The organism is Spirulina sp. LEGE 11439 (genome assembly GCF_059821285.1).
The window spans coordinates 34,993-60,015 of the sequence record NZ_JCAMRX010000028.1 but is presented as its reverse complement, the minus strand read 5'-3'; the positions used below and the strand labels follow the sequence as shown (position 1 = coordinate 60,015).

Sequence of the window (25,023 nt, the reverse complement as noted above, 5' to 3'; positions counted from 1 at the left end):
GGACGTAAAATTTTACGTCCCTACAAAAAGACGAGAAAACAGCATTACAACCCACAAAAAAACTCATGACTTACAAAGCGCTCGAAGGCAAAAAGGTTGCCGTTTTAACCGAAACCGAATTTATTCCCCACGAACTGGACTATTACGAAATTGGCTTTAAGGTACTCGGGGCGAGTGTAGATTTTATGACCAATATGGGTGGGGCAGACTCCCGCACGATTGTCAGCGATGTGGATTCTCCCGAAACGAAACTCTATTATCGAGAGGTTTATAAGGATCCCCTCGATTACGATCCCAATGATTACGATATTGTTTTGATGTCTGCCAATTACTGTAGCGTCCGTTTGCGGGAAATTCCCCCGATGGGATCGTTGGGTAGTATTGAAGAATTGCAAACCCCTCCTGCGGTTCAGTTCTTCAAAAACGCCATGCTGAATACAAGTATTGTCAAGGGTGCGTTGTGTCACGGTTTGTGGATTTTAACTCCTTGTCCGGAGATTTTGACGGGACGGCGAGTGATTTGTCATACGGTGGTGCTGGCTGATATTCATAATGCGGGAGCGGTTTACGTTCCCGATGAAAGTCATATTGTGATTGATGATGACCTCGTAACGGGGCGATCTGCGGCAGATTTGGAGGCGTATTTCGATGCGATCGTGGCAACTGCGATCGCTCGCAGTTAAAACCCAGCCGCGATCGCGGAAAACTTTTTCTCTCTTCTTTCAATATCCACACTCAAAACGGAATTCATTTATGCTTGCCAAAAATCGCTTGACTTGGAATCCCCTCGTTAAATTACTCTGTCTGGGTTTTTTAACGTTGGCGATCGCATTCAATTTCAATGTCACTTCCGCTCGAGCAGATGCTATTTATCATGCTTTCGATGAATGTTTGGTAGATGTCACCGCAAAACTTCCTGATATTCAGTCCGCAGGATACACTCATATTCAAGTTTCTCCTATCAATGCAACTCCCTCTCGCAATGATGATGCTTGTACCTCCGACGATGAATGGTACATTCAGTATCAACCTTTTGATTATGTCATCGATGGAAATTTGGGCAATGAGCAAGACTTCGTGAATTTGATTGAAGCCGCTCACGATCGCGACCTCAAAGTTATCGTTGATGTGGTCTTTAATCATATGGCGAATTATCGTTATTACCAAGACATTGCACCTTTCCCCGAAGCCTATCCGCTCTACCCAGAACCGAAATATTTTCACTCCTTTGACTGTATTGACAACTACAACGACACCCACGAAGTTGAAAATGAGTGGCTATGCAGTAACAATGACCCGGAAGGTTTGCCGGATTTGAGGACGGATTTACCCGATGTGCAGCAGCAAGAACAGAAGTATATGCAGCACCTGCTTGCGCTGGGAGCCGATGGTTTTCGTTTTGATGCCGTCAAACATATGTCTCCTGAAGATATCACGGGAATTTTATCAGGGATTCCCGAGGGGATATTTAGCTATGGAGAAGTTATCGGCAACACCCGAGAAGATAGCGAGCGCTATATTCCGCCTTTTGCCAAAATCACGGATTTTCAACTGGTCAATACTTTGAAATCGGCTTTCAATTTCGGGGGCGATTTGCGTTCTTTGATTGACCCGGCGAATACCAATCGCGCTCTACCGGGTTATGAAGCCATTACTTTTGCTCAAAATCACGATACTTGGGCACCGAGGCAATTTGATAATTGGAAATTCGATCCGGTAGATTTATCATTAGCAACAGCTTACGTCTTGGCTATCAAAGAAGGAACGCCTTTAATTCTTCGGTTTGATGCCTTCAACCCGACTGTTGTTGCAGCCAGTCAATTCCGTGCCAAAATGAATGATGAATCGCAATATTATCGCAATGGCAATGAAATTGCGGCGGGCGCAGATAGTCCCAATTTACTCTTTATCGAGCGCGGAGATAAAGGATTAGCGATACTCAATAAAGCGGGAGGAATTTTTAATGTTGATACGGCAAAAATGCCCGGTTTAGCAGAAGGTTGTTACCGTGAGTTGCAGTATGATTTTACAATGTGTGTTGCTGAAGGAAGTGACGGTCAAAAGTATATTAATCATTGGGGAAGCGATCGACGAGGAGGAATCGAGATTGGTCCGCGCACGGCTCTTTTCTTCGTTAAAGATTAAGGGTGTAAATCTCTCTTAATCTCTGATTGATTATCTCTAAATTATTACGATCGCTGTCATCTCGGTCAATTTTCTAGGTTTGCTAGAATGACTGAGAAAAGGCGATCGTTTTAATTCTTCTCTTGGGATTGGCGATCGCTGCGAGAATTCCGTAAGGAAATTGGTATTATAGCATTTCTTGATTTGGCGAGGTACACCTGAAAACCCGGAAACTATTGTTATAGTTTGATTTTACTGTACTCCATCTATTTGAGAAACGCTATAGTAGAGCGAATTAACAATTAAAATTCAAAGTGAGTTTGCAAGGAAAAGATAAAAGCATCATCGTTACTCGAATTTTGATTGAGTGCAGGCAGCCAAATAATACTGGGAGTGAAAGCCACCCGATCGCTAACTTGATAGCGATACAAGGCTTCGAGATGCCAAACTTCATCGCGATCGAATAAAGAGACAGGGTTTCCTTGCGATCGCACCCCTTTAAGCGTTGGTTCGACCCCAAAAATCAAGGCTCCTAAATTACCCTCTTTTCCCAGATCGGGAAATGCGAAAGCGATCGCATAATTCCAAATATCCCCCTCGCCAAACTCAATAAAAGTGGCTTTTGTCAAGCCCCCCCATGCAGAAATTGCCATGCGATCGCTGAGTTGATAAAATACCGAAAATCCATAAGAATTGGTGACAACGGGTGTATCAAAAACACGGTCAGAGCGTCCGGTATTGGCATTTAAAGCCAAGGGAATGAGATTGGCAGAAAATGACCCTGTAGCGACTCCACTACCGCCAAAGCGAAATGTATTGGCGCTATTGTAATTATGAACATAAGTTAATCCGAATTGTAGGGAATCAGAAGACCCTAAAACAACTTGCCCTAATAAAGAATAATTGCCGTTAAATAAGCCGATATCGTGTTCATTGGCACGATTTGCCAAATAGCCCATATCTACTCGCAAACCGTCCCCAAACTGATGATTTAAGCCGATTCCCGCTCCATCTCCCCCGATCGCATAGATCGGATTGCGCTGTCCGAAACGAGAGATTGCACCTCGACCGCCATCGCCATCATCCAAATAAGGATTCAAGGTTTCAGCATAATCAAAGTGAGAAGCTCCGGTCGCAAAAATATGCGCCATGCTATTTTTACCCAGAGGAAAACGGTAATTCAAGCGATCGAGAAAAACAGAATTAGTATTTTCGCTCACCAAAGAGGTATCAAAAGCGAGACGACCGTCATTAGACGAGAGTAAACTCGCCGCACTTGTTCCCCCTGTATCTCCCCCCGAGGCGAATAACGGGATCCCATTACTGGCAGAAATTTGCGTTTGCAGGCGATCGCGCCCGTAAAAACTGGTATTAAAATTGAAGCGCGATCGGTATTGAAAGGTCGCTTCTGTATCGGCATTCGCACTATTGCGAAAAATATCAGTAATATTGTTTGCACCAAAGACCTGACTACGAGCGAAAATAACCTCTCCAGTGAGTTTTGTTGTGGTAGAAAACATGGTCGCCTTTAACTCTCTCACTCGCGCCTCTAAACCATCCGTGCGTCCTCGCATCACGGCAATTTCCCGATTAAATTCCCGCGTCAGTTGTAAGATTGTCTCCCAATCTTCGCGCGAGACAAATTCAGGGCTGGTTTGAGTTATTAATCGTTCGATTTGTTGCCAACAAGCATTGACGGCTGCGGCCAATTCGTAACGCGTTAAAGGGCGATTTCCTCGATAAGTGCGATCGGGATATCCGACCAAACAATCATAGCGAGCAATTAGATCCGTCAGGGCTTGATATGCCCAGTCTTGAGGAGAAAAATCGTGCAAGTCGGATGCGCGATTGATGTGAGACATGGGGCGATCGCGGCCAAGATCGAGTTCTAGAAAAGTTTGCGCTTTGAGAGGCATAACCCAAGCCAAACAAGTACAAAAACTCAGAATGATTTCCCATTTTAGGCGTGTCAATGACATAAGTTTTAGAACGATCGAGAAAAGTCAGTTTTCGATGAATTTGACGAGATCGGAGAACCTCATTAGACCCCATAGCAGCGAACGGGAGAGGATGTCAACGTTATGAATTATCCTAGGAGAGTAGAAAAACGGAGCATAATGCGGTGAGACTGGTTATACTCGGAGGACCCGGCTCGGGGAAAGGGACGCAACTGCAACGGTTGAGCCAAGCGCTAAACCTGGCGGGGATCTCCGTTGGGGAAATTTTACGAGATGCGATCGCCAACAATAGTTTTATTGGGGCGAAGGCAAAATCTCATGTTGAAAAAGGCGAACTCGTACCCGACGAGATTATGATTCAATTTATGCGCCTGCGATTGTTACAGGAAGATGTCAATAAAGGCTGGATTTTAGAAGGCTATCCCCGCACTGCTTTTCAAGCCGAAGAGTTGGAATTTCTCCTCGAAGATTTCCAGCAAGATTTATATGGGGCTATTTATCTTAAACTCGACGAAGCGATCGAACTCCAACGTTCTCTCGCCCGAGGTCGCCCTGATGATACTCCCGAAATCGTACAACGACGCATACAAGGTTTTAAAGAGCGCACTACGCCCATTTTGGAATATTACGCCCGTCGCGGCAAGCTGCTCATGGTCAATGCAGAAGGAACGCCAGATGCAGTAGAAACGGAAATCTTGCAAAAACTTAAATCTTGACGAGAAATTTTCCCTGCGGCGCTTATGCTGGATTCAATGATACAGATTTATCTCAATAATTATGCCTTGGCAACGTCCCGACGGTCGCGCTCCCAATCAACTGCGCCCCATTCAATTTGAACGCCATTTCACCAGTTTTGCTGCCGGGTCGGTGTTGGCACATTGTGGTAACACAAAGGTACTGTGTACGGCGAGTATTACTTCTGGAGTGCCTCAATTTCTGTCGGGAAGCGATCGCGGCTGGTTGACCGCCGAATACCGCATGCTTCCCAGTGCCACCCCCCAACGACAGGCACGAGAATTACTCAAACTTTCCGGACGCACCCAAGAAATTCAACGGCTGATCGGTCGCAGTCTCCGGGCGGCGCTAAATTTAGAGATGCTAGGAGAGCGGACGATTACCATTGATGCAGATGTTCTGCAAGCTGACGCAGGAACGCGCACGACTTCTATTACCGGCGGTTATGTTGCCCTTGTTTTAGCACTACAAAGTCTTCTTGAAAAAGGAGAATTAAAACAATCTCCTATTTGTTATCCTGTTGCGGCGGTTTCTGTGGGCTTGATTGAAGGAGAAACCTTTTTAGATTTGAATTATGTTGAGGATGTCACCGCCGATGTAGATTTTAATGTCGTAATGACTGGAAATTTAGAGATTATCGAACTACAAGGAACCGCAGAATCGGGAAGTTTCAATCGCGATCGGCTCAACTGCATGATGGATGTTGCTCAAGAAGGCATTCAAAATCTACTCATTGCCCAGCAAGACACGCTTAAATCAGTCACCAGTTAAAGAGGAACAGAGAACAGTTTTTAATGTTTGGGTTGCTCGTCTTTGTTGTTTATGTAATTATTGTTGCTCGCGTCTTTTATCAGATGTGGTTGGATTTGGATGAGTTTATAAGCGTACGGTTGGATGGTACGGCGTTACAAGAACAGTTAGAGTTACAGCAGTTACAGGATGCGATCGCGATCGATTTTAAATTTCAGGGATGTTACAAGCCTCACCAATTAAAAACCCTTTCCATGACTATGTTCAATCAAACTGATAGGCGAACGATTTATATAAATTGGGAACGGTGCAATCTTAGTGATTTTAAAGGTCTTTCTCAGCGTATTGTTCGTCTCGTTCCCGGTATTTCCGATCTCTCCCAAGGACAAACTTATAGTTTACTGGCTCCGACTCAAGGTTTAGCGGCTGAATTAACGGTAGAAAGTGCGATGAAAGCGACAGAAAGCGGTCAATTAATGGTTGCTTCTCCTTTGTTTTCTAAAGGTAGCCTGCTGGAAGCGGCAAAAGGAGAAAAACGCTTTACTGTGCGCTTAGTCATTGAAGTTTCAGAGCCTACCATTGGCGTTCGCGTCGGTAGCATTCACGCCATTCTCTGTCATTTTATCGTCAGCAAAACGCCAAAACGACAAACGATGTATTGGGGAAAATAAAGATGCGAAATTGTAAAACATATCAACTGTCACGGTGGCGATCGCAAGGTATTAAATTGGCGTTAGATTGAGTTAGCCCGCCATTTTTTCGCTGGATTTGTTGCAATAATTGCGATTTTTCTAGTTCTAATTGTTTAACCGTTTGCTGCAACATATCGATCGTGCCGTACATTTCTACCGGATCGAATACTTTTAATAAGCTCGTTTGAGTGACAATTCCCAAGTCTCTGCCCCAATTCCAAGACACCACCAACCGCCGAATGCAGCGCTTTTGCATCTCCTGATGCGCCATCCATAAGGAATCTTCGGGATTGAGAAGAAATAAAGGCGTACTCATCACATCTTCAACATTAATTTGCGAGAGCACGAGTTGCAGAGCCTGAAATTGAACGATATCTCGCTCGGTGATGATGCCAACCGGGAGATCGCGATCGCCGGTTGCTTGGACGATAACGACACAACTGACTTTTTGAGCGCTCATCAATTGTGCGACTTCTAACACTGTCGATTGTAAACTTGTACTGATGACTTGTTTGGTCATCACTTCAGAAACACGGCGAATTTTGAGGAGATTGGCGGGGCGTAGAATTCGCCGCAAACTTTCTGCTGAGACGACTCCTATCAATTTGCCAGCCTCATTAATGATGGGGAGATGGCGAATGCGGTAGCGCCGAAACAAAAATAAAGCTGCAAAAACGTCTTTAAATCTTTTTTGTGAGATAGAAACGGGCGATCGGGTCATCACTTCACAAATAGGAAGGTTCGTGATGTCTCGATCGCCTGCCACCAAGCGCACGATATCTCGTTCGGTAAAAATGCCCTGAATCTGACCTCCTTCCGCCACTAACACGCAACTTGACTGCAACGGCGTGGAATCCTCTTCTGTTGCAGATGTTGCGATCGCCATTAAATGACAAGTTTGCCCGCGAATTTGACTCATTAGAGCGATCGCATCAGCAACTAATGTATCTGGTGCCACGATGAGGGGGTGGCGATCGATCGCCTCTTCCAAGTTAGCAAACTCGAGGGTAGAGAAGGACATAGAGGAATGTTACGAGGGATCGCAATAAAAATCTTATCGGGTCTAGACATGAACCCTTTTATGGTGTAGTCTAAGAGAAATGTTACAGGTTAATGGCTAAGAGCCTTGATAGCTAGACGTTTTGCTTCAATATAGGTTCGAGAAAAATCAGCATTCTATTCTTGTTTTGGCAGGAAAGAAGGGGATTTGACTCCAGAAATTCTGGGGGTCTTTCCGTAAAGTCGATCGAGAACTCGTTTAATCGAAATTCTTTTCCACTGCTGGCCGCGCTTGGTAGTATAACCTTTCTGGTTTAACCAATCTGCGATTTGTTGCAGGGATTTTCCCGACTTGTGGTGACGGCGAATTAATTCAATAACTTGTTGTTCTTGGGGACAAGAAACCAATTCGCCATTGACAACTCGTTCGCCAAAAGCAGGAGAGCCGTAACCGGCATAACCGCCGCGATCGGCTTTAGCTTGTCGTCCTTGCTCCAGTCTCAACCAGCGATCGGATTTTGCGTTCTCTCCAGTCATTAGCCCAATTTACCGAAAAACTCACAACTCTATCTTTGTAGTTTATCAGCAAGAATCAGATTATGCGATTGATTTTTCTCGGTCCCCCCGGTGCAGGGAAAGGAACTCAGGCTCAAACATTAGCCGATCGGTTAAAGATTCCTCATATTTCAACAGGGGAAATTCTGCGCGATGCGATCGCCACAGAAAGCCCTTTGGGTTTAGAAGCACAAGCCTATGTGGATACGGGATCCCTCGTTCCCGATGAGTTAATTATTGCTTTAATGCGAAAGCGTCTCAGCCGCGATGATGCTCGTAATGGCTGGATTTTAGATGGTTTTCCCCGCAACTTATCCCAAGCTCACGCCCTCGATCGCCTTCTACAAATCCTACAGCAACCTTACGGGCGAGTCATTAACTTTGAAGTTCCCAATACCATTTTAATCAGGCGAATGTTAGAGCGGGGGCGCAAAGATGATAACCAAGAAACCATCGTGCGACGGCTCAGCGTTTACCAAAAACAAACTCAACCCTTAGTCGCCTTTTACGAACGTCGTCGCTGTTTAGAAACGATTCGCGGCGATCGTGCAGTGGAAGAGATTTCTCTCAATTTACAAGAAGCGATCGGCTTGCTCGCTTATCTTTAAAATTCTCCAAATTTTTCACCTTACACACCGAAATAAAAAAATGGCAACATATAAAGTTCGATTGGTCAACGAAACTGAAGGATTAGATAAAACCATTGAGGTTGCAGAAAACCAGTATATCTTCGATGCAGCCGAAGAAAACGATATCGAACTTCCCGTTTCTTGTCATTCTGGATCTTGTTCCAGTTGTGCGGGAAAAATTCTTTCGGGAACGGTCGATCAATCCGAACAATCGTTTTTAGAAGACGAACAAATTGACACGGGATATGTTCTGACTTGTGTTGCTTATCCTACCTCAGATTGCACCATTCAGACGCATCAAGAAGATGCTATTTTGTGATTTTCACTTTTCCTAATCTTGCTTTTTTCTATCTTTTATCTTTTTTGAATAAGAGATAGAAAAACTTAAAAATCTTGTTTTTCAACCAAAAATAACAATCTTAATCATGGAAAAAGCAGCTTACATTCAAGAAAGCGATTTTGATAGTTTTGTCACCGACAATTCTCTGGTTGCTATTGATTTTACCGCCCCGTGGTGCGGTCCTTGTCGCGTTGTTGCACCTTCCATCGATCGCCTAGCAACAGAGTACGCCGATCGCGCCGCCGTCGTTAAAATTGATATCGAAGAAAACAAATCAATTCCCAAGAAATTTAACATTCGTAGTATTCCTGCCGTACTTTTTTTCAAGAATGGCGAATTAGTCGAAAGTTTTGTCGGTAAAGCCAGCTATGAAGAATATCAAAAAATGTTAGAAAAACATCTTTAAAATCATGCAAACCCAGCAAGCAATTCGCTGTCCTAATTGTGGAAATATGGCGCGGCGATACTTTTGGATCGATGGTCAAACTTCCGAGAAAGCATATCGAGAAAACTGCCTGACTCGCAGTGAATGTTTGAATTGTGACTATTTTTTAGTCACCCATGCCCAAACTGGAAATGTTCTCGAATCTTATGCACCGGGAGTCAAAATTAACCCCGATCGCAAAAGTTTCTCCAAGATTGAAAAACCGGAAAAATATCCTGCGATCTCAACAATTTAAACAGTTTATCCGAAGAGCAGATTGAGTGCAGTCTCAAATCTGCTTTTTTTAACAGGTTGTAGACGATCGCACTAAGAAGAAGATTGAATATAATTGACTTGAGTGGGATAGGCAAATTCTATGCCGCGATCGCTAAATGCTTGGAAGAGCGAAAAATTAATTTTCTGCTGCACATCCATATAAAAACCATAGTCATTGCTATTAACAAAATAGACAATTTCATAATTTAAACTAAAGTCGCCATAGTCCGAGAAATGGACGCGATCGAAGGTCACACCGTCTATTGAGTTGATAATTTCTTTGATAATTTCAGGAATTGCGTGTAATTGTTCCGAACTGGTTTGATAAACAACACCAATTTTAAAAGCAATTCGTCGTTTTTCCATACGTTTGAAATTGCGAAGGCGAGATTCAGTCAGATCGGCATTAGAAAGCACTAACTCTTCTCCATCTAAACTTTTGAGACGAGTCGTTTTAATGCCAATATTTTCAACAGATCCCATGTAATCCCCGACAATAATAAAATCTCCCAACTCAAAAGGACGATCTAATAAAATTGAGAAATAGCTAAACAAATCTCGCAATAAACCTTGAGAAGCGAGGGCGATCGCAACACCTCCAATTCCCAAACTAGCAACGAGAGCCGAAATATCAAAACCCAAATTATCCAATAAGAAAATACCGCCAACAACCCAAAGAACAATGCGAATCGCAGGGATAATTGATTTGAAACTCTGCATTAAATTGGGATTTTCGTGGGTACTCAAGTATAATCTCAGGAGATATTCGGAAATCTTAGAAATTAGTTTGATGGTAATAATTGTGGCGAGAATCATTAAAATGATATCAAACGCCTGCTTCAGGATCGGATGTAAATTGAGATTGTCGATCGCTAAATAGATTGTCCCGATATACAATAAAGGAATTAAGGCTTTTTCTGAAAACCGAAGTAAGGTATCGTCAATTGTTGTTTGAGTTCGCTTGGCCAATCGCTTTAAAGATTTAAAAACTAAAGTTCGGATGGGATGAACGACAATAAAGCCAATAAGAAGAATGGCCAAAGCTATTAAATAATCAAGAATACGGTTATTGAGAAATTCGCGATCGAGAACTTCAACGAGCATTATTTTTCGCCTCCAATTTTTACAAAATTCTTGAATTGTTTGGCAGGAAAAGAATTTTTTTCCTGCCTTTTCTCTCCAAGAGCGCAAGAAAATATTACAATAGATTAAGAAATTTTAATGCCAGTCCGTACACGCCCTATGACCGACGTTTCCACCTCTCGCATTCGCAACTTCTGCATCATCGCTCATATCGATCATGGGAAGTCCACCCTCGCCGATCGCCTCTTGCAGGTAACGGGGACAGTACAAGCACGAGAAATGAAAGAGCAGTTCCTCGATAATATGGATTTAGAGCGGGAGAGGGGCATTACCATTAAGCTACAAGCCGCACGAATGGATTACAAATCCGAAGATGGAGACGAGTACGTCCTCAATTTAATCGATACTCCGGGTCACGTGGATTTTTCCTATGAGGTATCGCGATCGCTGATTGCTTGCGAGGGAGCGTTATTGGTAGTGGATGCGTCTCAAGGGGTAGAAGCGCAAACTCTGGCGAATGTTTATTTGGCGTTAGAAAACGATCTAGAAATTATCCCGGTTTTAAATAAGATAGACTTACCCGGAGCAGACCCCGATCGCGTTAAGGCAGAAATTGAAGAAATTATCGGTCTCGATTGTAGCGGAGCGATCTTAGCTTCGGCAAAAGAAGGGATCGGCGTAGATGAAATTTTAGAATCGATTGTTCATTTAGTCCCACCGCCACAAGATACGATTGCAGAACCGTTACGCGCCCTCATTTTTGATAGTTATTACGACCCTTATCGAGGGGTAATTATTTATTTTCGAGTTATGGATGGGAAAGTCAAAAAAGGCGATCGCATTCGTTTAATGGCTTCGGAAAAAGAATATGAAATCGACGAACTCGGCATTCTTTCCCCCAATCAAATCCCTGTAGACGAGCTTCATGCAGGAGAGGTGGGTTATATTGGTGCGGCGATTAAAGCTGTTGCTGACGCTCGGGTAGGCGATACAATTACCTTGGCAAACTCTCGGGCAAAGGAAGCATTACCGGGATATGCGGAAGCAAAATCAATGGTTTTTTGTGGCTTATTTCCCATTGATTCTGCACAATATGGAGAGTTACGAGATGCGCTGGAAAAACTAAAACTCAGCGATGCAGCACTGCAATACGAACCGGAAACTTCGAGTGCAATGGGATTTGGTTTTCGCTGCGGTTTTTTGGGCTTACTGCACATGGAAATCGTCCAAGAACGATTGGAACGAGAATATAATTTAGATTTAATTACGACGGCTCCGTCGGTCATTTATCGCATTACGACGACAATGGGGGAAACCTATGAAATTGATAATCCCAGCCAATTGATTTCTCCCGATAAACGCGAGAGAATTGAAGAGCCATATATTCATTTAGAAATTATTACCCCCGAGGAATATGTCGGCACGTTAATGGATTTGTGCCAAACCAGTCGGGGCGTTTTTAAAGATATGCGTTACTTTGCCAGCAAGCGCACGACGTTAATTTATGATATGCCTTTAGCAGAAGTCGTAACGGACTTTTTCGATCGCATGAAATCCCGCTCTCGAGGCTATGCTAGTATGGAATATCATCTCACGGGTTATCGAGAGAATAAGTTGGTGCGTTTGGATATTATGGTCAATGGCGATCCAGTAGATTCTTTAGCGACGATCGTTCATAAAGATAAGGCTTATCCGATGGGACGTGCTTTAACAGAAAAGTTAAAAGAACTCATTCCCCGCCATCAATTTAGGATTCCTTTACAGGCGGCGATCGGTTCTAAAATCATTGCTAGCGAACATATTCCCGCATTGCGAAAAGATGTTTTAGCCAAGTGTTACGGGGGAGATATTTCCCGGAAGAAGAAACTCTTACAAAAACAAGCCAAGGGGAAAAAACGCATGAAAGCGATCGGGACTGTGGATGTTCCCCAAGAGGCATTTATGGCAGTTTTAAAACTTCAGCAGTAATATCTCAAAAAAAATATGACTTTGAAGTCTAGCATTTAATTTGCTGTTATTATGAAAATGTTAACCCTCTTTGTAACAGTTCTTGGGCAAAGTTGAATCTTTTACCATATCTGGATTACATTTATGGTTTAACTCTTCCGATCATCATCCTCCTCATATTCATGTCAAGAAAAAAAGTGCATGGGAAATTCGAGTCTTTATCTTAACAACCAATGAGAAAGACTTAGATTTCAATATAAAAGTGCAATTTGGCAAGAAGAAACCTACAAGTTCTGAAAAGAAGAAATTAGCTGAACTTGTATCTAATAATAAAGAAAGTTTATTGGAGGAATGGAATAATAAAGTAGATGTTAAGGAGAATATGGAATGACTACAGAAATGACGATCTTTGTAAATGATCCTGAATTTCCATTTGAAAATTTTAAAAATAATGACAATGTAAAGATATTACGACGTTTTTTAGAGGAAAAAATTCTGAACACAAAAAATTTATTTATTTTCACCTCTGTAACTGCATTATCTACAGCATTTTACAAAATAAATTCAATCAGAGATCGAGCAATTGAGAATGGAAACCTCCGTGGTTGGCTCATTCGTTCTGACGATCCTAATCCTATTCCCAGTCAAATATTTGCAAATCACGATTCTAAATTTTTACCAATTATTCATCCCAATGTAGATATTACGAAAAGAATTGCAATATCATGGCAAGCAAATGCTCAAGAACAATTAATAGCTACAGCTATAGTAATGAACGATATCTTACAGGTTTATGATTGCGCTCTTAACCAGTGGAATATCCCTTTTCTAGATTTGCCTGCTTTAACTCAAATTCCTTCTAAATATAGAACTGAATTTGAAATAGATGAAGATGGGAGTTATCTTTACTGGCCTTGTGTCAATCTCCACATTGATATGGAAACATTAAGAGCAACCGTCGATCTAACATTGAAAGATAAACTAGAAAAGGAAAAACTTGTACGCGATCGCTTATTTGGTCGGGCTGTTGCAATTGTCAGAAAACAATATAAGCTCAGACAAATTGATATTCAAGGACTTTCTGACAAACAAGTCCGACGAATTGAGCAGGGAAAATCTCAACAATTATCATCATTAAAAAAATTAGCAAAAGCACATCAGATGACTTTAAATAACTATTTAGAAATAGTTGCTCAAACAGTTTCTAAATTACGCTCTCAAAACTAAGAATTGATTATTGTTTTGGCATTGCTTAAATGGCCTTAAATTGATGTTGCTGAATACATAAAAAGAGGCTGATGTCAACCAACCTCAATATTTCTTAAAGATTTATTTTTTTAGAGTTTTTTAATCGTCGATCGCTTTTTGGCGTTTCTTTTGTTGCTGCTTGAGTTCTTGTTCTCGTCGAAGCCGGTTTTGTACAGCCTCTGCTGAAGCACCCACCGGAAAACCCGCAATGGGAATCGTTTGAAACTTCCGTGCTGTCTCTAGCTGCTTCAACTCCGTATAATCGACCCAATGAATGCAATTCACCGGACAAGTATCGATCGCTTCACCGATGAGATCTTCCCCATCGCCATCTTGACGAATCACTCGCGCCCGTCCATAATCCGGCTCAATATAAAACGTATTTGGAGCCGTGTGAGCGCAATGCTTGCAACCAATGCAAGTCACCTCATCCACGTAAACGCCCTTTTCTCGCAGCGTTCCGCCTAATTCCGGTTCAAAACCCGTGCGATCGGGGGCATCTCGAAAAACGCCCCCCAATTCCGGCTCAAGACCCGATCGCGCTTCAGTGGGATCGAAATCGCTCATCTAAGCACTCCAGCGTTGGACGACCAAACGAATAGAGCCATCTGTATTTTGCTCCTCGCGAGCCAATTCAAACCCTTGTTTGATAGTTTCGCCAATAACGGTGTGATAGGCATAACGCTGAGTCACGCGCTTGATAAACCCTTCTACCGATAAAGACTGCTGCCAGTATTGCAAATCGGTTACCATTTCGTATTCCTGACCATTCCAACTAAAACCGATGTCATAGTTATTCTCTTGCTCGACTACAACTTGGGCGCTTCTGGTTTTGCCTTGATAGCCCCGCACGGTTTCCGGACCATCTTTCCACTCAATATCCAAGTCAGCTAAAGCCGCTTTGAGAGAAGTGAGATTGCGAATTTGAGTTTTGATATTGCTGAAATGAGACATATGTTAATAGTCCTTATTAGTAATTGATGTAGGGGCGTAATGTTTGCGCCCAATCTGGTTGCCTGCGCCGATCGCGATTTGCACCAGCAATCCTTCTGCGCTAACTCGCTTGTTCCCAATCCGCCCAAATCGTTTGGGGATTGGTTGTTTTTTGCGATCGCTGTTGCTCTAGAGCATAATAATCTGAAGTTTTGTCTACAGACATCACCCTCCCGAGTTGTTCTTCGATCGCGGCGGTAATTTCCGTACAGGATCGGCCAACAATTCCGGTGACTTTCTCTTGTACGCGACCGTCTGGATAAATGATGAACTCTAGGCTTTCCATGCTCATAGCTTGGGGTTTCTCCTCTAACGCGCGGAATCGGGGATTGAAGGAAAACAGCGATCGCCGTTCTCTTTCTGTATTACCCATTTTTTCCGCGAGACAGTATTAATATTTCAAGAATCTTAACAAAGTTTCGTATTGATTGAATAGCTTACTTCAATCTTGCGTTAAGTTTGTCGTAACTTTTTCCTCAAGTCAAGCAATTCCCTTTAAATTTGAGAATCTCAGGAAAAATTCTGAGCTAAAACCGGAAACTTTCTCTCTAGAGATAGATGCAACGCCAATATCGGGACTGGTTGAAAAATTGTTTGCTGTTAGGACTCGTCGCCAGCTTGGCGATCGCGCTTCTGAACTTCCCCACTTCTCCCCATTCCTTACCCAAAGATACGGGGGAAACTCGTGGCGTTTGGCTGACTAATGTTAATAGCGGCATCTTGTTTCTCCCTTGGGGCATACCAAGAGCGATTAATACATTAGCGAAATTGCATTTCAATACCTTATATCCCGTGGTTTGGAATCGAGGCGATACCTTTTTTCCCAGCGAGATCGCCAAAGCAACAACAGGACGCGATCGCGAACCCTTCCTCAAACTCATGCACTTTAATGCTGATGTTTTGCAAGAAATAGTCATGCGAGGACATCAGCAAGACCTTAAAGTGATTCCGTGGTTTGAGTACGGCTTGATGACTCCCCAAAGTTCTGCTTTGGCCAAACGACATCCCGAGTGGTTAACCCAAACCCTCGATCGCCAGAGCAAAGAATATCGCGATGCTTTTCAAGAGAGTGAAGAACCAGAGCGATCGTGGCAATTCCCCAATTTGTTAGCGATTCACCAAGTTTGGTTAAATCCATTGCATCCGGAAGTCAGAGAATTTATTAAAGGAATTATTTTAGAAGTTGTTAAAAATTATGATATTGATGGCATTCAGATTGACGACCATTTTGGGATGCCGGTAGAAATGGGTTACGACGATCTGACCCTGCAAATTTATCGAGCCGAACATCAGGGCAAATTACCGCCCAAAAATCCTCACGATGCTCGTTGGATGGGATGGAGAGCCAATAAAATCACTGAATTGATGACAGAAATTTATCAAGAAGTTAAAGCCGTTAAACCCGATTGTATTATTTCTCTGTCTCCGAATTCTCAAAGTTATGCCTACACGCATTATTTACAAAATTGGCAAGTTTGGGTTGCTCGGGGCATTATTGATGAATTGGTTTTGCAGGTTTATCGGAGCGATCGCGATCGCTTCATTACAGAACTGACTCAACCCGCCGTCCGTTTCGCCAAACAGCACACTCGAGTCAGCATTGGCATCTTAAGCGGGGTACTTTCCAAACCCGTCACCATGAATACTATCTCCGAACAGGTTCGAGAAGTCCGCGATCGCGATTTCTCTGGTGTGTCTTTTTTCTATTGGGAAAGTCTTTGGGGTTATATTACCCCCGAGTCTCCCTATCGTCGCCGCCAAGGATTCAAAGACTTATTTTGGGATGTAGAATGAGTTTTTATCAGAATGAAAGAAGCACAAGATAGTCCTTTATGGAACGGTAACTGTAAAATTATATGAGGTCGATCGCAACGATAGCCAAAATTTTCAATTTACCAGCAAGCAAATCACAGTCAAAAAATCTCTTCCTCTATCTGCATCTGGAGAGCGAATTCAAGGCGATCGCTAATTACTCTCTGCATATTTTTTAACAAAGCGATCGTCAAAAATCGGTTCTAAGGGAGGTGCTTCTTCAATAAAGCCAACACTTACCATAAATTCAGCCATTTTTTCTGCTGCATAGAGCATATGTTTCATGTTGTCTCCCGGACTAAAGGCTTCTAAATTTTCTTCAATTGTGAAAATTTTTGTTCCTTCCTTCAATTTTTGTAATTCTCCAACGGAAATATTGGCGCGTTTCGCCATAATTTCATCGGCGCGATCGGGATTTTTTTCCATAAATGCCAAGATGTCAAACCAAGTATTCACTAAGGCTTGAATATCATCGGGATGTTCGTCGATGAGCTTTTGAGTAACCACGAGGAGATCGGGAATTGCACCGGGAAAATCTTTAGAGGAAATGAGTTCTTTTGAGCCTTCTCGTTCTAAAGCAATCAACCAAAAAGGAGGAAATGCTCCCACGGCATCAACATTACCATTAGCAAAAGCTGCAGCCGCATTTCCTGTATCCATGCCCACGATTTCTACATCATCGCGAGACATTCCTTTTTCTTCTAAAGCCAGACTGAGAAGAAAATCATTGACAACACCTTCTTCTACAGCAATTTTTTTGCCTTTTAAGTCTTCAATCAAATTGATTCCTTCGGAAACAATTATTTTATCATTTCCGGCTGAATTATCATTAACTAATACAGCAACTTTCCCATGAACTGCATCAGCGGCAAACGAAATTGTATCGTTGAGTGTCTGACAGTTTGCATCTAATTTTCCGGCAGCCAAACTCTCTATTGAAGCGAGATAACTGTCAAACCATTGTAATTTTACATTGACGTGATTGGCCTCAAATAATTCTTCTTCTTCTGCGATCGCCCAAGGCCACCATCCCGGCCATGTACTATATCCCAGTACAATCGCTTCTGTATTATCAGCATTACTTTTAGTGCTAGTTTCATCACTAGGTGTATCTGGCGTAGTTTGATTGCAGCTGACTGTTAAGATTAAGCTGGCGAGAAAGACAGCTAATAATGATAAAATTGGGCGACGTTTCATGTTTTGGTAATCCTAAAAAGATATTGTCAGTCTCCTCTTTTTTTTGAGAGATCTGAACTTGTTTGGGAACTTCCTCAGAAACTTGGTTACAAGACTATTTTAACCAAGTTTCTGAGACCTCATAAATCCTTGCAATACCAGGCACAGGGATTTTTTCAAGCAAAAGGTTAATTAATTAAATCTTTAGTCTCTTGAGAAATCCGTTTCTGTTGAGAATTTTCAAAAAACTGTCGGTTGTAGTCTTTACATTTATAATTTTGTTTTCCATTATGAATGCGACCGTTTTTAAAAGCTTTTGTGGATTCACAATGTGGACAATGAGGTATAACTCTAGATAGATAACTCTTGCTTTGAATATTATATCCTTACATCTGGCAGACTACCCTCTAGAAACAATCTATATTTATCTTATTTTTTTGCTTTAAGCTATCAAATCAATTGGCTTTTGACTGTATTAAAAATTACGGAATTGAGATTTAAGATTGCAATGCAAGTGGCTGCCTCAGCATAGCAACTATCGAGAACTGCCGTAAAATTTAGCGATTGACCTCTCAAGCGGTTAGGGTGGCTTCTCCGGTTTGCAAGAAATGACGGCGAGAGAATTTTACGATTGTGTTTGCTCTGACCTGCGAGAATTGTTCTCCAACCATTGTGCCAAAAATGCTTGAGTTTCGCGATCGCTGGCTAATCCTTCCATCATAGAGATCGCCTCCTTTTCCAGTGCATCCAGCAAGTAATCATTCAATCCTAAACCGATGGGAGCGTTTCTTTCTCGGGGGCGATCGTCAAATTAACATTCATTCTCCTTGCGGATAGCGATTCCAGAGATCGCTTTGCTGTCGCAAGCTGCTAAACTCTCCATTGCCCAAAATGAGGTGATCTAATAACGGTAAATTGAGAAGTTGCGCGGCTTGCAAAAGCTGTTCGGTTAAGCGAATATCTTCTTTTGACGGTTCGACAGATCCCGATGGGTGGTTGTGAGCAATAATAAATCGTGTCGATCCTTGGCGAATCACTTCTCGGAAAATATCGGGCGGATTCGCGATCGTTTCGGTTGCCGTGCCGATACTAATCACTTGAGTTCCTAATAAACAGTTTTTCGTATCCATTAAGAGAACGGCAAAACGTTCCTGCAATTGCCACATCAGATCGTGGCTGAGGGCATCTACCGCCACTTGCGGCGAATCAATTAAAGCTTTGGGGGCAGGTCGCAGGTGAAAGGCGCGTTTTCCCAGTTCGATCGCCGCGAGAATTGCCGTCGCTTTCGCAGGTCCGACTCCATCAATATCCATGAGTTCTTGTGGGGAGACCTCTCGCATAATATCGAGGGGATCTCGTTGATGTCGTCCCAATGTTTGTAAAATATGATGCCCCAAACCCACTGCCGATAGTTTCCCAGGGCCTTGACCCGTCCCCAATAAAATCGCCACTAACTCGGCGGTTGAGAGATTTTTTGCCCCGATCGCCAGCAATCTTTCCCTCGGGCGTTCGCTCTCGGGCAGATCGGCAATTCTCAGGTTATAGGTCATTTCAATGAGCAACAGGTTGATTGGAGATGAGGGCTATTTTACCTGTAATGTCGCCAGTTTCTCAAAAATATCGTGCTTTTCTCTTTGAGTGAGATCGATCAGGCCAAGGCACTTTCGCTACCGGAATCGCTGAGAAACATACAAGAGGATCCTGTCAGTTCGATTGTGCGCCGGACAAACTGATAATCGGGAATAGTTTGCAGGCCGATAAAATCCATGTCTGCTTGAGGAGCATCTTCAACGCATTGCCAAAATTTGCCTGTCATAACGACAATGTTGGCAGAAGTGGGAATGCGTGCTAAATCTCGCAACTCGGCAATAAATTCCCGTGTTGAGATCGCCTCTTCTGGTGTTTCTACCACGGAAATAAGGTTGAGTTCTCCTTTCCACGCTCGCCTTAAACGCAATGCCATTAAAATTGCTAAATTAATACTCCCTTTACTCAATCGTTCCGCTAGCGAACAATCTTCTAATTGGGGACGCAACCATAAATTGATCACCTCGGCGCGTCCCAAACCTGCTTGGGGGTGCAACCCAAATAACATGACTCCCACCTGTAACCGTCGCGCTTCCTCAAAAACGGGGAGTAATGGCGGCCAGAGTTCGGGATCTGTCGGCGATCGCAAAAACAGAACATTGGGGCGAAAAAATGCGCTTTGTAATGCTTGCAAGGCGGCAATAATTCCCCGTTCGTCTGTCGTAACATTTAATACTGACGAGGTGGTAAAAATGCCCCGCTTTCGCAATCCTAAACCGAGTTCCTCGATGCGATGGGATAGGTTTTCTACGCTTTGCTGTTTGGCCAGTCCCACAAACAAAATCGACCCTTCTGGCTGACAGAGATCGCACAGTAAGCGATATTCTCCCAAAAGCTGCGATCGATCTTCCACGGGAACGAGTAAGGTGGGTTTCCACGCCCGAGCGCTGAGTAAATCGAGTTTAATCGTTTGGGTGGCCGCCCATTCCGCGATCGCCACAAAAATTCCGCTTCTCACATCAGCAAAATTCCTCTGATAGTGCCCGCGTATCAAACGCAGATAAACGCAGGCCACGACGCTTAACGCCATTAAACTAAAGGCGGCATTGATAATCGCCATGGCCATCATGCAAGCCAATGCGCCAAAAAGCGGAATAATTTGAGGCAGTTTAAACGTGGGGCGAAAGTTCATTAACCCCAAACTGGACTCAATGGAAACGACTAAATTAATTGTGCCGTAAGTAATGAGGAAGAACATGGTAATTAGGGGTGCGATCGCATTGAGATCTCGCAATAATAGCCCGCCCAAGGCGACGATCCCACTGACCAGTAAAGCGCGGCGGGGTTCCCCATTCCCCGATAATTTGCTCAACCATTCTCCTCCCGGTACCGCGCGATCGCGAGCCAATGCCACTAATACTCTCGGTGCGCCAACAAGAGAGGAAAGAGCCGCCGAAAATGTTGCGGCCAAAAGTCCCACCAAGACGGCAATTCCCCAGCGCGACGCATCGACCATAATGGTATAGTTGCGAACTAAATCGTCCGGGGAAGCGGCGCGAGAGACCCACCAACAGAGAGAGATATAGATAATCGCGCTGAGAGCGATCGCGCTTAAGGTGCCAATAGGAATGCTGCGGCGGCTATTTTCCAGTTCTCCGGACATATTCACCCCGGACATGATCCCCGTGGTTGCAGGAAAAAATACGGCGAAAACCCCCCAGAAATTCGTTCCGGAAAAGCTCGTTTCGATCGCTCCCGGAAAGTCCCCCCACAGTAAAAGCGGTTCGGGAGAATTCCACGTGACGCTACTGCTGAAAATAGAGGCGAGAGAAACCGCGATCGCTGCCATCACGAGATATTGAATGCGAAAAGCCAGTCCCGCACTAATATAAGCCACCAGAAAAATTGCAGCAAATACGCAGAGATCCACCAAGAGGGGAGAATGGTGAGGAAATAGCAGCAGCCACCCTTCTCGAAAGCCAAAAATATACATGGCCACGGCGAGAGCTTGGGACATAAATAAGGGTGCGCCAACACTGCCACCAATTTCCACCCCGAGGGCTTTGGAAATCATGGCATAGGGTCCCCCAGCCCCCAAGCGGGTATTGGTGGCGATAGAAGCCACAGAAAGCCCAGTTGCTAAGGTAATGCTCACCGCCGCCAATACCACTAATAAACTCCCGATCAGCCCGGCATTTCCCACCACCCAACCTACGCGCAGATACATGATGACCCCGAGGATCGTTAATAGAGTCGGTTTAAACACACCTTCAAAGGTGTTGTATTTGACCGGGGTTTTGAGTTGAGGCGATCGCGCAAAGAGTTTCATGAATGGTCAAGGGAAGATGTTAGTCCATTATCTCAGTCCGAATCGCTTCAGTTCCTCCCGATCGCCGATAAAATGAGAAAATAAAGTTAAAACGGTAACATTGATAACATAAAACCGCATGAAAATCCTCTCCAATCTCCTCTCTCCGAATAAGAAAGCCAACATACAAGCGGTTTCCAGTACTCGCGGTCTGCCTCCTTTACGACGCACGCGCAAGGGTATCGAGTTAAAATCCGAATATGAAGTGGAAATCATGCGGCGATCGGGTTTTATCGTGGCGACGGTACTGAAGGAAATTGCCGAATGGGTTAAACCGGGAATGACTACCGCAGATTTAGATGTTTATGCGGAAAAGCGCATTCTCGAAATGGGGGCAAAACCCAGTTTTAAAGGCTATCACGGCTTTCCGGGGTCGATCTGTGCTTGTATTAATAACGAGGTCGTCCACGGTATTCCCAATCGCAAAAAGATCATTCGCGCGGGGGATTTGCTTAAGGTGGATACGGGGGCTTATCAGCAAGGGTATCATGGCGATTCTTGCATTACGATCGCCGTGGGCAAGGTTTCTCCGGCTGCTAAAAAATTAATGCGAGTTGCAGAAGAAGCGCTATATAAAGGTATCGAACAAGTGAGAGAGGGCAATTATATTATGGATATTGCGGGGGCAATTCAAGATCATGTCAAAGGACAGGGTTATAGCGTTGTTGAAGAGTATACCGGTCATGGGGTGGGGCGCAATCTCCATGAAGAACCTGCTGTTTTTCACAGTCGCACCCGAGATTTACCCAATGCTAAATTAAGGGCGGGTATGACTTTGGCGATCGAACCGATTATTAATGCGGGATCGAAACATACGCGCATTTTAAGCGATCGCTGGATGGTGGTGACAACTGATAATAAACTTTCTGCACAGTTTGAACATACCGTGTTAGTTACCGCGACGGGTTATGAGATTCTCACCGATCGCGATCGTGTGAGCTGAAATACTACATTGGCAGTCCCAAACAACCCACCGTTAACTTGTTTCAATTGGTCGAAGACTCATATCAAAAAACAATTTTTCGTTCTGGCGATCGCATTCAGTCTTCTTGATTTCCCGATCTGGAGATTAGTTGCGATCGCTGATTTACCTTTTGCTAATGAAACAGCCCTGCCCCTTTCAAGGGGATAAAAAGAAAATCTTGCAGATGTCAAGCCTCCGTCTTGAGCCAGAGGTATTATTCATTACTCATTGAAATGACCGCTATGCTCATCATGGTCATTGTGTCCATTATGGTCGTGATGAAGGGGAATTCTAATATTACCCATGCCCATTGCTCCAACGCTAACAACACCCATTGATTGTATGCCACCTGTTAAGATTCCCATCGCGACAACCCCAGCAGAAAACACCCCCATTGACACGGCACCTAAAGAGACAATACCCATTGGAACGACCCCAATCGACACAATGCCCATCGGAACGACACCAATCGAAATATAACCGAGAGGCGCAATGCCGATCGCGATCAACTTCGTGGGTTCTGAGTGATTGTGATTGTGCATGAGAAATATTATTCAAAAAAAAGTGATTGGGCTAGGAAACCGCGTATTATCTTGAATGAGAATTTAATCCTTTGTCAAAAGACAAGTTGTAAAACTTCGCTCTTGCTCTCTCTCAAAAATAAACTTTCTTTGCGATTGCTTGACAATACCGAGTATTTTATTTTTTTCCGAGAAAAGTTTACCTTAGAATAAATTTTAGCTAACAGTTCAATCATTGCTTTGAAATATAACGTTATTCAAGAAACTGCCTCTCTATTGACTCGCGATCGCGTCCGTCTCGATGCAGATATTTACCGTCCCGAGGCCAAAGGGGAATTTCCGGTACTCTTAATGCGCCAACCTTACGGACGGGCGATCGCCTCTACCGTAGTTTACGCTCACCCTAAATGGTACGCCGCCCGAGGCTATATTGTCGTCATTCAAGATGTTCGCGGTCGCGGCACTTCTGAAGGGAAATTCGAGCTTTTTGTCAATGAAGTTGAAGATGGATTTGAGACGGTCAATTGGGCTTCTCGACTCCCACAAAGCACGGGGGAAGTAGGCATGTATGGATTTTCCTATCAAGGAATGACGCAACTCTATGCCGCACAAAGCAAAACTACCGCTTTAAAGGTACTGTGTCCGGCGATGTTGGGTTACGATGTCTATAGGGATTGGGCTTACGAAAACGGAGCTTTTTGCTTGCAAGCAAATTTGGGTTGGTCGGTACAATTAGCAGCAGAAACCGCTCGCTTACAAGGGGATTTTAAGGCCTATCAAATTCTCTACACGGCGGCTCGCGATTTACCTTTTGATAACCCGTCTCCTCCTTTTCGAGAATGTTTGCGAAAATATGCGCCCAGTTCCTTTTTTTATGACTGGCTGGCACATCCTCAACCCGGCGAATATTGGCAACAATTTCAGCCCGATCTGACTGATATCGATCTCCCCATGCTCCATATTGGCGGCTGGTTTGATTGTTATTTGCGAGGGACGTTACGCTTATATCGAGAAATGCTGCAACAATGCACAACTTCACAATCTTTAATTGTTGGCGTTTGGGGGCATTTACCATGGGGAAGAAAAGTCGGTGCGATCGATTACGGCAAAGATGCAAGCAGTCCGGTTGATGAGTTACAAATTTGCTGGTTTGACCGCTTTTTAAAAGGCAAAAATGCAGAGATTGAAGAAAAATCTCTCGTGCGTTTATTTATTATGGGATGCGATCGCTGGCAGGATTTTCAGGCATTTCCTGAAGGGAAAAAAATTTCCTATTATTTAACCAGTAATGGTTTAGCCAGCATTCGCGATGATGCTGGAAAAGTAACCCTCGATCGCAGTGATAATAACCTACAAGAAGATATTCTCGTACACGATCCGTGGCGACCAGTTCCCGTTTTAGGCGGTCATGCGGCTTTTCCTTCAGGTGCTTTTGAACGTTCTCAAATTGACTGTCGCAGCGATGTTTTAACCTATACCAGCGAGCCTTTTACTTCAGAGTTACATATCATCGGGCAAATTATTGTTGAATTATATTGTCAAGCGGATACGCCCAGTTTTGACTTATGTGCAGTTGTCTCAGAAGTTCAAGATAATGGCAATGTGTATAATTTTACGCAAGGATATGTTCGCATAAATTCTCGACAAAATCCCGTACAAATTCCTCTGCAAGAAACTTGTATTTGTATCGCACCGGGGAATTGTTTGCGGTTGAGTATTAGTGCAGCTTGTTTTCCGGCCTATCCTATCAATTTAGGAATAACTGTATTCGATTCTGAAACTAGCTGGAATGATGCAAAAATTATCACGATCGGTTTTCGATCTGGAGCGCGATTTCCGGCAAGATTATTACTTCCTGTTCGCGATCTTAGTTTTAGCGATCGCGACGTTTAAGTCAGAAGC

Annotated in this window: 26 protein-coding genes and 1 pseudogene; 15 read left to right on the top strand and 12 right to left on the bottom strand. The window is 43.6% G+C overall.

What is annotated here, in order from left to right; translation table 11 throughout:
* Positions 1-65 precede the first annotated feature (65 nt).
* Positions 66-683 (top strand): DJ-1/PfpI family protein, encoded by a 618-nt coding sequence (locus AC6RV6_RS18135; protein ID WP_500242282.1) that lies wholly within the window; start codon positions 66-68, stop codon positions 681-683.
* On the top strand, positions 649-2,145 hold the full coding sequence (locus AC6RV6_RS18130; protein ID WP_500242281.1) for an alpha-amylase family glycosyl hydrolase: 1,497 nt from the start codon (positions 649-651) through the stop codon (positions 2,143-2,145). The genes AC6RV6_RS18135 and AC6RV6_RS18130 overlap by 35 nt, the downstream gene beginning before the upstream one ends.
* Positions 2,146-2,426: 281 nt before the next feature.
* Here the strand turns inward: AC6RV6_RS18130 and AC6RV6_RS18125 are convergent, their stop codons facing one another.
* Positions 2,427-4,103 carry an iron uptake porin gene (locus AC6RV6_RS18125; protein ID WP_500242280.1) on the bottom strand — a complete coding sequence of 559 codons (1,677 nt, stop codon included), beginning with the start codon at positions 4,101-4,103 and terminating at the stop codon, positions 2,427-2,429.
* A gap of 143 nt (positions 4,104-4,246) precedes the next feature.
* On the opposite strand from AC6RV6_RS18125, the gene AC6RV6_RS18120 reads away from it, so the two are divergent.
* The 3 genes from AC6RV6_RS18120 to AC6RV6_RS18110 all read left to right on the top strand — a co-directional run bounded on the left by AC6RV6_RS18120 (position 4,247) and on the right by AC6RV6_RS18110 (position 6,238).
* Entirely contained in the window at positions 4,247-4,798 is a 552-nt protein-coding gene (locus tag AC6RV6_RS18120) for an adenylate kinase family protein (protein WP_500242279.1), read from the top strand.
* Positions 4,799-4,859: 61 nt separating this feature from the next.
* On the top strand, positions 4,860-5,588 hold the full coding sequence (rph, locus tag AC6RV6_RS18115) for a ribonuclease PH (protein WP_500242278.1): 729 nt from the start codon (positions 4,860-4,862) through the stop codon (positions 5,586-5,588).
* A gap of 23 nt (positions 5,589-5,611) precedes the next feature.
* The gene (locus AC6RV6_RS18110; RefSeq protein ID WP_500242277.1) at positions 5,612-6,238 is read left to right on the top strand and encodes a hypothetical protein; all 627 of its coding nucleotides are present in this window, start codon (positions 5,612-5,614) and stop codon (positions 6,236-6,238) included.
* Positions 6,239-6,260: 22 nt separating this feature from the next.
* Here the strand turns inward: AC6RV6_RS18110 and AC6RV6_RS18105 are convergent, their stop codons facing one another.
* Both AC6RV6_RS18105 and AC6RV6_RS18100 read right to left on the bottom strand, forming a co-directional pair.
* Positions 6,261-7,280: a CBS domain-containing protein gene (locus tag AC6RV6_RS18105; protein WP_500242276.1), complete on the bottom strand. Its 1,020-nt coding sequence runs from the start codon at positions 7,278-7,280 to the stop codon at positions 6,261-6,263.
* Between the two features lie 155 nt (positions 7,281-7,435).
* Positions 7,436-7,795, bottom strand: coding sequence for a recombinase family protein (locus tag AC6RV6_RS18100; protein ID WP_500242275.1), 360 nt, complete (start codon positions 7,793-7,795; stop codon positions 7,436-7,438).
* Positions 7,796-7,857: 62 nt separating this feature from the next.
* Here AC6RV6_RS18100 and AC6RV6_RS18095 point away from each other — a divergent pair, with 62 nt between their 5' ends.
* The 4 genes from AC6RV6_RS18095 (at position 7,858) to AC6RV6_RS18080 (ending at position 9,462) form a co-directional block, all read left to right on the top strand.
* Positions 7,858-8,421 carry an adenylate kinase gene (locus AC6RV6_RS18095; protein ID WP_500242274.1) on the top strand — a complete coding sequence of 188 codons (564 nt, stop codon included), beginning with the start codon at positions 7,858-7,860 and terminating at the stop codon, positions 8,419-8,421.
* A gap of 40 nt (positions 8,422-8,461) precedes the next feature.
* Positions 8,462-8,761, top strand: a complete 300-nt coding sequence (locus AC6RV6_RS18090) for a 2Fe-2S iron-sulfur cluster-binding protein (protein ID WP_500242273.1) — start codon at positions 8,462-8,464, stop codon at positions 8,759-8,761.
* A gap of 106 nt (positions 8,762-8,867) precedes the next feature.
* Positions 8,868-9,188: a thioredoxin gene (trxA, locus tag AC6RV6_RS18085; RefSeq protein WP_500242272.1), complete on the top strand. Its 321-nt coding sequence runs from the start codon at positions 8,868-8,870 to the stop codon at positions 9,186-9,188.
* Positions 9,189-9,192: 4 nt separating this feature from the next.
* Entirely contained in the window at positions 9,193-9,462 is a 270-nt protein-coding gene (locus AC6RV6_RS18080) for a replication restart DNA helicase PriA (protein ID WP_500242271.1), read from the top strand.
* Positions 9,463-9,533: 71 nt separating this feature from the next.
* Here AC6RV6_RS18080 and AC6RV6_RS18075 read toward each other — a convergent pair whose 3' ends face one another.
* Positions 9,534-10,586, bottom strand: a complete 1,053-nt coding sequence (locus tag AC6RV6_RS18075; protein WP_500242270.1) for a mechanosensitive ion channel family protein — start codon at positions 10,584-10,586, stop codon at positions 9,534-9,536.
* Positions 10,587-10,724: 138 nt separating this feature from the next.
* Here AC6RV6_RS18075 and lepA point away from each other — a divergent pair, with 138 nt between their 5' ends.
* The 3 genes from lepA to AC6RV6_RS18060 all read left to right on the top strand — a co-directional run bounded on the left by lepA (position 10,725) and on the right by AC6RV6_RS18060 (position 13,739).
* Positions 10,725-12,533: a translation elongation factor 4 gene (lepA, locus tag AC6RV6_RS18070; RefSeq protein ID WP_500242303.1), complete on the top strand. Its 1,809-nt coding sequence runs from the start codon at positions 10,725-10,727 to the stop codon at positions 12,531-12,533.
* A gap of 82 nt (positions 12,534-12,615) precedes the next feature.
* A complete protein-coding gene (locus tag AC6RV6_RS18065) occupies positions 12,616-12,903 on the top strand; it encodes a DUF4160 domain-containing protein (RefSeq protein ID WP_500242269.1) in 288 nt (95 codons plus the stop codon).
* On the top strand, positions 12,900-13,739 hold the full coding sequence (locus tag AC6RV6_RS18060; RefSeq protein ID WP_500242268.1) for a hypothetical protein: 840 nt from the start codon (positions 12,900-12,902) through the stop codon (positions 13,737-13,739). Before AC6RV6_RS18065 ends, AC6RV6_RS18060 begins: the two co-directional genes overlap by 4 nt.
* Before the next feature lie 120 nt (positions 13,740-13,859).
* Here the strand turns inward: AC6RV6_RS18060 and AC6RV6_RS18055 are convergent, their stop codons facing one another.
* The 3 genes from AC6RV6_RS18055 to AC6RV6_RS18045 form a co-directional block, all read right to left on the bottom strand.
* The gene (locus tag AC6RV6_RS18055) at positions 13,860-14,327 is read right to left on the bottom strand and encodes a ferredoxin (RefSeq protein ID WP_500242267.1); all 468 of its coding nucleotides are present in this window, start codon (positions 14,325-14,327) and stop codon (positions 13,860-13,862) included.
* Positions 14,328-14,714 carry a DUF1257 domain-containing protein gene (locus tag AC6RV6_RS18050; RefSeq protein ID WP_500242266.1) on the bottom strand — a complete coding sequence of 129 codons (387 nt, stop codon included), beginning with the start codon at positions 14,712-14,714 and terminating at the stop codon, positions 14,328-14,330.
* A 100-nt stretch (positions 14,715-14,814) separates the two neighbouring features.
* Entirely contained in the window at positions 14,815-15,045 is a 231-nt protein-coding gene (locus tag AC6RV6_RS18045) for a DUF2997 domain-containing protein (RefSeq protein ID WP_500242302.1), read from the bottom strand.
* Between the two features lie 266 nt (positions 15,046-15,311).
* Here AC6RV6_RS18045 and AC6RV6_RS18040 point away from each other — a divergent pair, with 266 nt between their 5' ends.
* Positions 15,312-16,547, top strand: coding sequence for a glycoside hydrolase family 10-like protein (locus AC6RV6_RS18040; protein ID WP_500242265.1), 1,236 nt, complete (start codon positions 15,312-15,314; stop codon positions 16,545-16,547).
* A gap of 171 nt (positions 16,548-16,718) precedes the next feature.
* On the opposite strand, the gene AC6RV6_RS18035 is transcribed toward AC6RV6_RS18040, so the two are convergent.
* The 4 genes and pseudogenes from AC6RV6_RS18035 to AC6RV6_RS18020 form a co-directional block, all read right to left on the bottom strand.
* Positions 16,719-17,762: an ABC transporter substrate-binding protein gene (locus AC6RV6_RS18035; protein ID WP_500242264.1), complete on the bottom strand. Its 1,044-nt coding sequence runs from the start codon at positions 17,760-17,762 to the stop codon at positions 16,719-16,721.
* A 224-nt stretch (positions 17,763-17,986) separates the two neighbouring features.
* Positions 17,987-18,088, bottom strand: a pseudogene (locus AC6RV6_RS18030) (IS1/IS1595 family N-terminal zinc-binding domain-containing protein); the annotation flags it as partial.
* Between the two features lie 471 nt (positions 18,089-18,559).
* On the bottom strand, positions 18,560-19,291 hold the full coding sequence (radC, locus tag AC6RV6_RS18025) for a RadC family protein (RefSeq protein ID WP_500242263.1): 732 nt from the start codon (positions 19,289-19,291) through the stop codon (positions 18,560-18,562).
* Positions 19,292-19,389: 98 nt separating this feature from the next.
* On the bottom strand, positions 19,390-21,597 hold the full coding sequence (locus AC6RV6_RS18020) for an amino acid permease (RefSeq protein WP_500242262.1): 2,208 nt from the start codon (positions 21,595-21,597) through the stop codon (positions 19,390-19,392).
* Between the two features lie 118 nt (positions 21,598-21,715).
* Between AC6RV6_RS18020 and map the strand changes: the two genes are divergently transcribed.
* Positions 21,716-22,579, top strand: coding sequence for a type I methionyl aminopeptidase (gene map / locus AC6RV6_RS18015; protein WP_500242261.1), 864 nt, complete (start codon positions 21,716-21,718; stop codon positions 22,577-22,579).
* Positions 22,580-22,821: 242 nt separating this feature from the next.
* Here map and AC6RV6_RS18010 read toward each other — a convergent pair whose 3' ends face one another.
* Entirely contained in the window at positions 22,822-23,142 is a 321-nt protein-coding gene (locus AC6RV6_RS18010; RefSeq protein ID WP_500242260.1) for a hypothetical protein, read from the bottom strand.
* 219 nt (positions 23,143-23,361) lie between these two features.
* Here AC6RV6_RS18010 and AC6RV6_RS18005 point away from each other — a divergent pair, with 219 nt between their 5' ends.
* Complete coding sequence (locus AC6RV6_RS18005) at positions 23,362-25,014, top strand: CocE/NonD family hydrolase (RefSeq protein WP_500242259.1); 1,653 nt, start codon at positions 23,362-23,364, stop codon at positions 25,012-25,014.
* Positions 25,015-25,023: the final 9 nt, after the last annotated feature.

Coding starts and splice junctions, on each gene's coding strand:
- AC6RV6_RS18135 (WP_500242282.1), top strand. CDS start 66: ATGACTTACAAAGCGCTCGAAGGCAAAAAGGTTGCCGTTTTAACCGAA.
- AC6RV6_RS18130 (WP_500242281.1), top strand. CDS start 649: ATGCGATCGTGGCAACTGCGATCGCTCGCAGTTAAAACCCAGCCGCGA.
- AC6RV6_RS18125 (WP_500242280.1), bottom strand. CDS start 4,103: ATGTCATTGACACGCCTAAAATGGGAAATCATTCTGAGTTTTTGTACT.
- rph (WP_500242278.1), top strand. CDS start 4,860: ATGCCTTGGCAACGTCCCGACGGTCGCGCTCCCAATCAACTGCGCCCC.
- AC6RV6_RS18110 (WP_500242277.1), top strand. CDS start 5,612: ATGTTTGGGTTGCTCGTCTTTGTTGTTTATGTAATTATTGTTGCTCGC.
- AC6RV6_RS18105 (WP_500242276.1), bottom strand. CDS start 7,280: ATGTCCTTCTCTACCCTCGAGTTTGCTAACTTGGAAGAGGCGATCGAT.
- AC6RV6_RS18100 (WP_500242275.1), bottom strand. CDS start 7,795: ATGACTGGAGAGAACGCAAAATCCGATCGCTGGTTGAGACTGGAGCAA.
- AC6RV6_RS18095 (WP_500242274.1), top strand. CDS start 7,858: ATGCGATTGATTTTTCTCGGTCCCCCCGGTGCAGGGAAAGGAACTCAG.
- AC6RV6_RS18090 (WP_500242273.1), top strand. CDS start 8,462: ATGGCAACATATAAAGTTCGATTGGTCAACGAAACTGAAGGATTAGAT.
- trxA (WP_500242272.1), top strand. CDS start 8,868: ATGGAAAAAGCAGCTTACATTCAAGAAAGCGATTTTGATAGTTTTGTC.
- AC6RV6_RS18080 (WP_500242271.1), top strand. CDS start 9,193: ATGCAAACCCAGCAAGCAATTCGCTGTCCTAATTGTGGAAATATGGCG.
- AC6RV6_RS18075 (WP_500242270.1), bottom strand. CDS start 10,586: ATGCTCGTTGAAGTTCTCGATCGCGAATTTCTCAATAACCGTATTCTT.
- lepA (WP_500242303.1), top strand. CDS start 10,725: ATGACCGACGTTTCCACCTCTCGCATTCGCAACTTCTGCATCATCGCT.
- AC6RV6_RS18060 (WP_500242268.1), top strand. CDS start 12,900: ATGACTACAGAAATGACGATCTTTGTAAATGATCCTGAATTTCCATTT.
- AC6RV6_RS18055 (WP_500242267.1), bottom strand. CDS start 14,327: ATGAGCGATTTCGATCCCACTGAAGCGCGATCGGGTCTTGAGCCGGAA.
- AC6RV6_RS18050 (WP_500242266.1), bottom strand. CDS start 14,714: ATGTCTCATTTCAGCAATATCAAAACTCAAATTCGCAATCTCACTTCT.
- AC6RV6_RS18045 (WP_500242302.1), bottom strand. CDS start 15,045: ATGAGCATGGAAAGCCTAGAGTTCATCATTTATCCAGACGGTCGCGTA.
- AC6RV6_RS18040 (WP_500242265.1), top strand. CDS start 15,312: ATGCAACGCCAATATCGGGACTGGTTGAAAAATTGTTTGCTGTTAGGA.
- AC6RV6_RS18035 (WP_500242264.1), bottom strand. CDS start 17,762: ATGAAACGTCGCCCAATTTTATCATTATTAGCTGTCTTTCTCGCCAGC.
- radC (WP_500242263.1), bottom strand. CDS start 19,291: ATGACCTATAACCTGAGAATTGCCGATCTGCCCGAGAGCGAACGCCCG.
- AC6RV6_RS18020 (WP_500242262.1), bottom strand. CDS start 21,597: ATGAAACTCTTTGCGCGATCGCCTCAACTCAAAACCCCGGTCAAATAC.
- map (WP_500242261.1), top strand. CDS start 21,716: ATGAAAATCCTCTCCAATCTCCTCTCTCCGAATAAGAAAGCCAACATA.
- AC6RV6_RS18010 (WP_500242260.1), bottom strand. CDS start 23,142: ATGCACAATCACAATCACTCAGAACCCACGAAGTTGATCGCGATCGGC.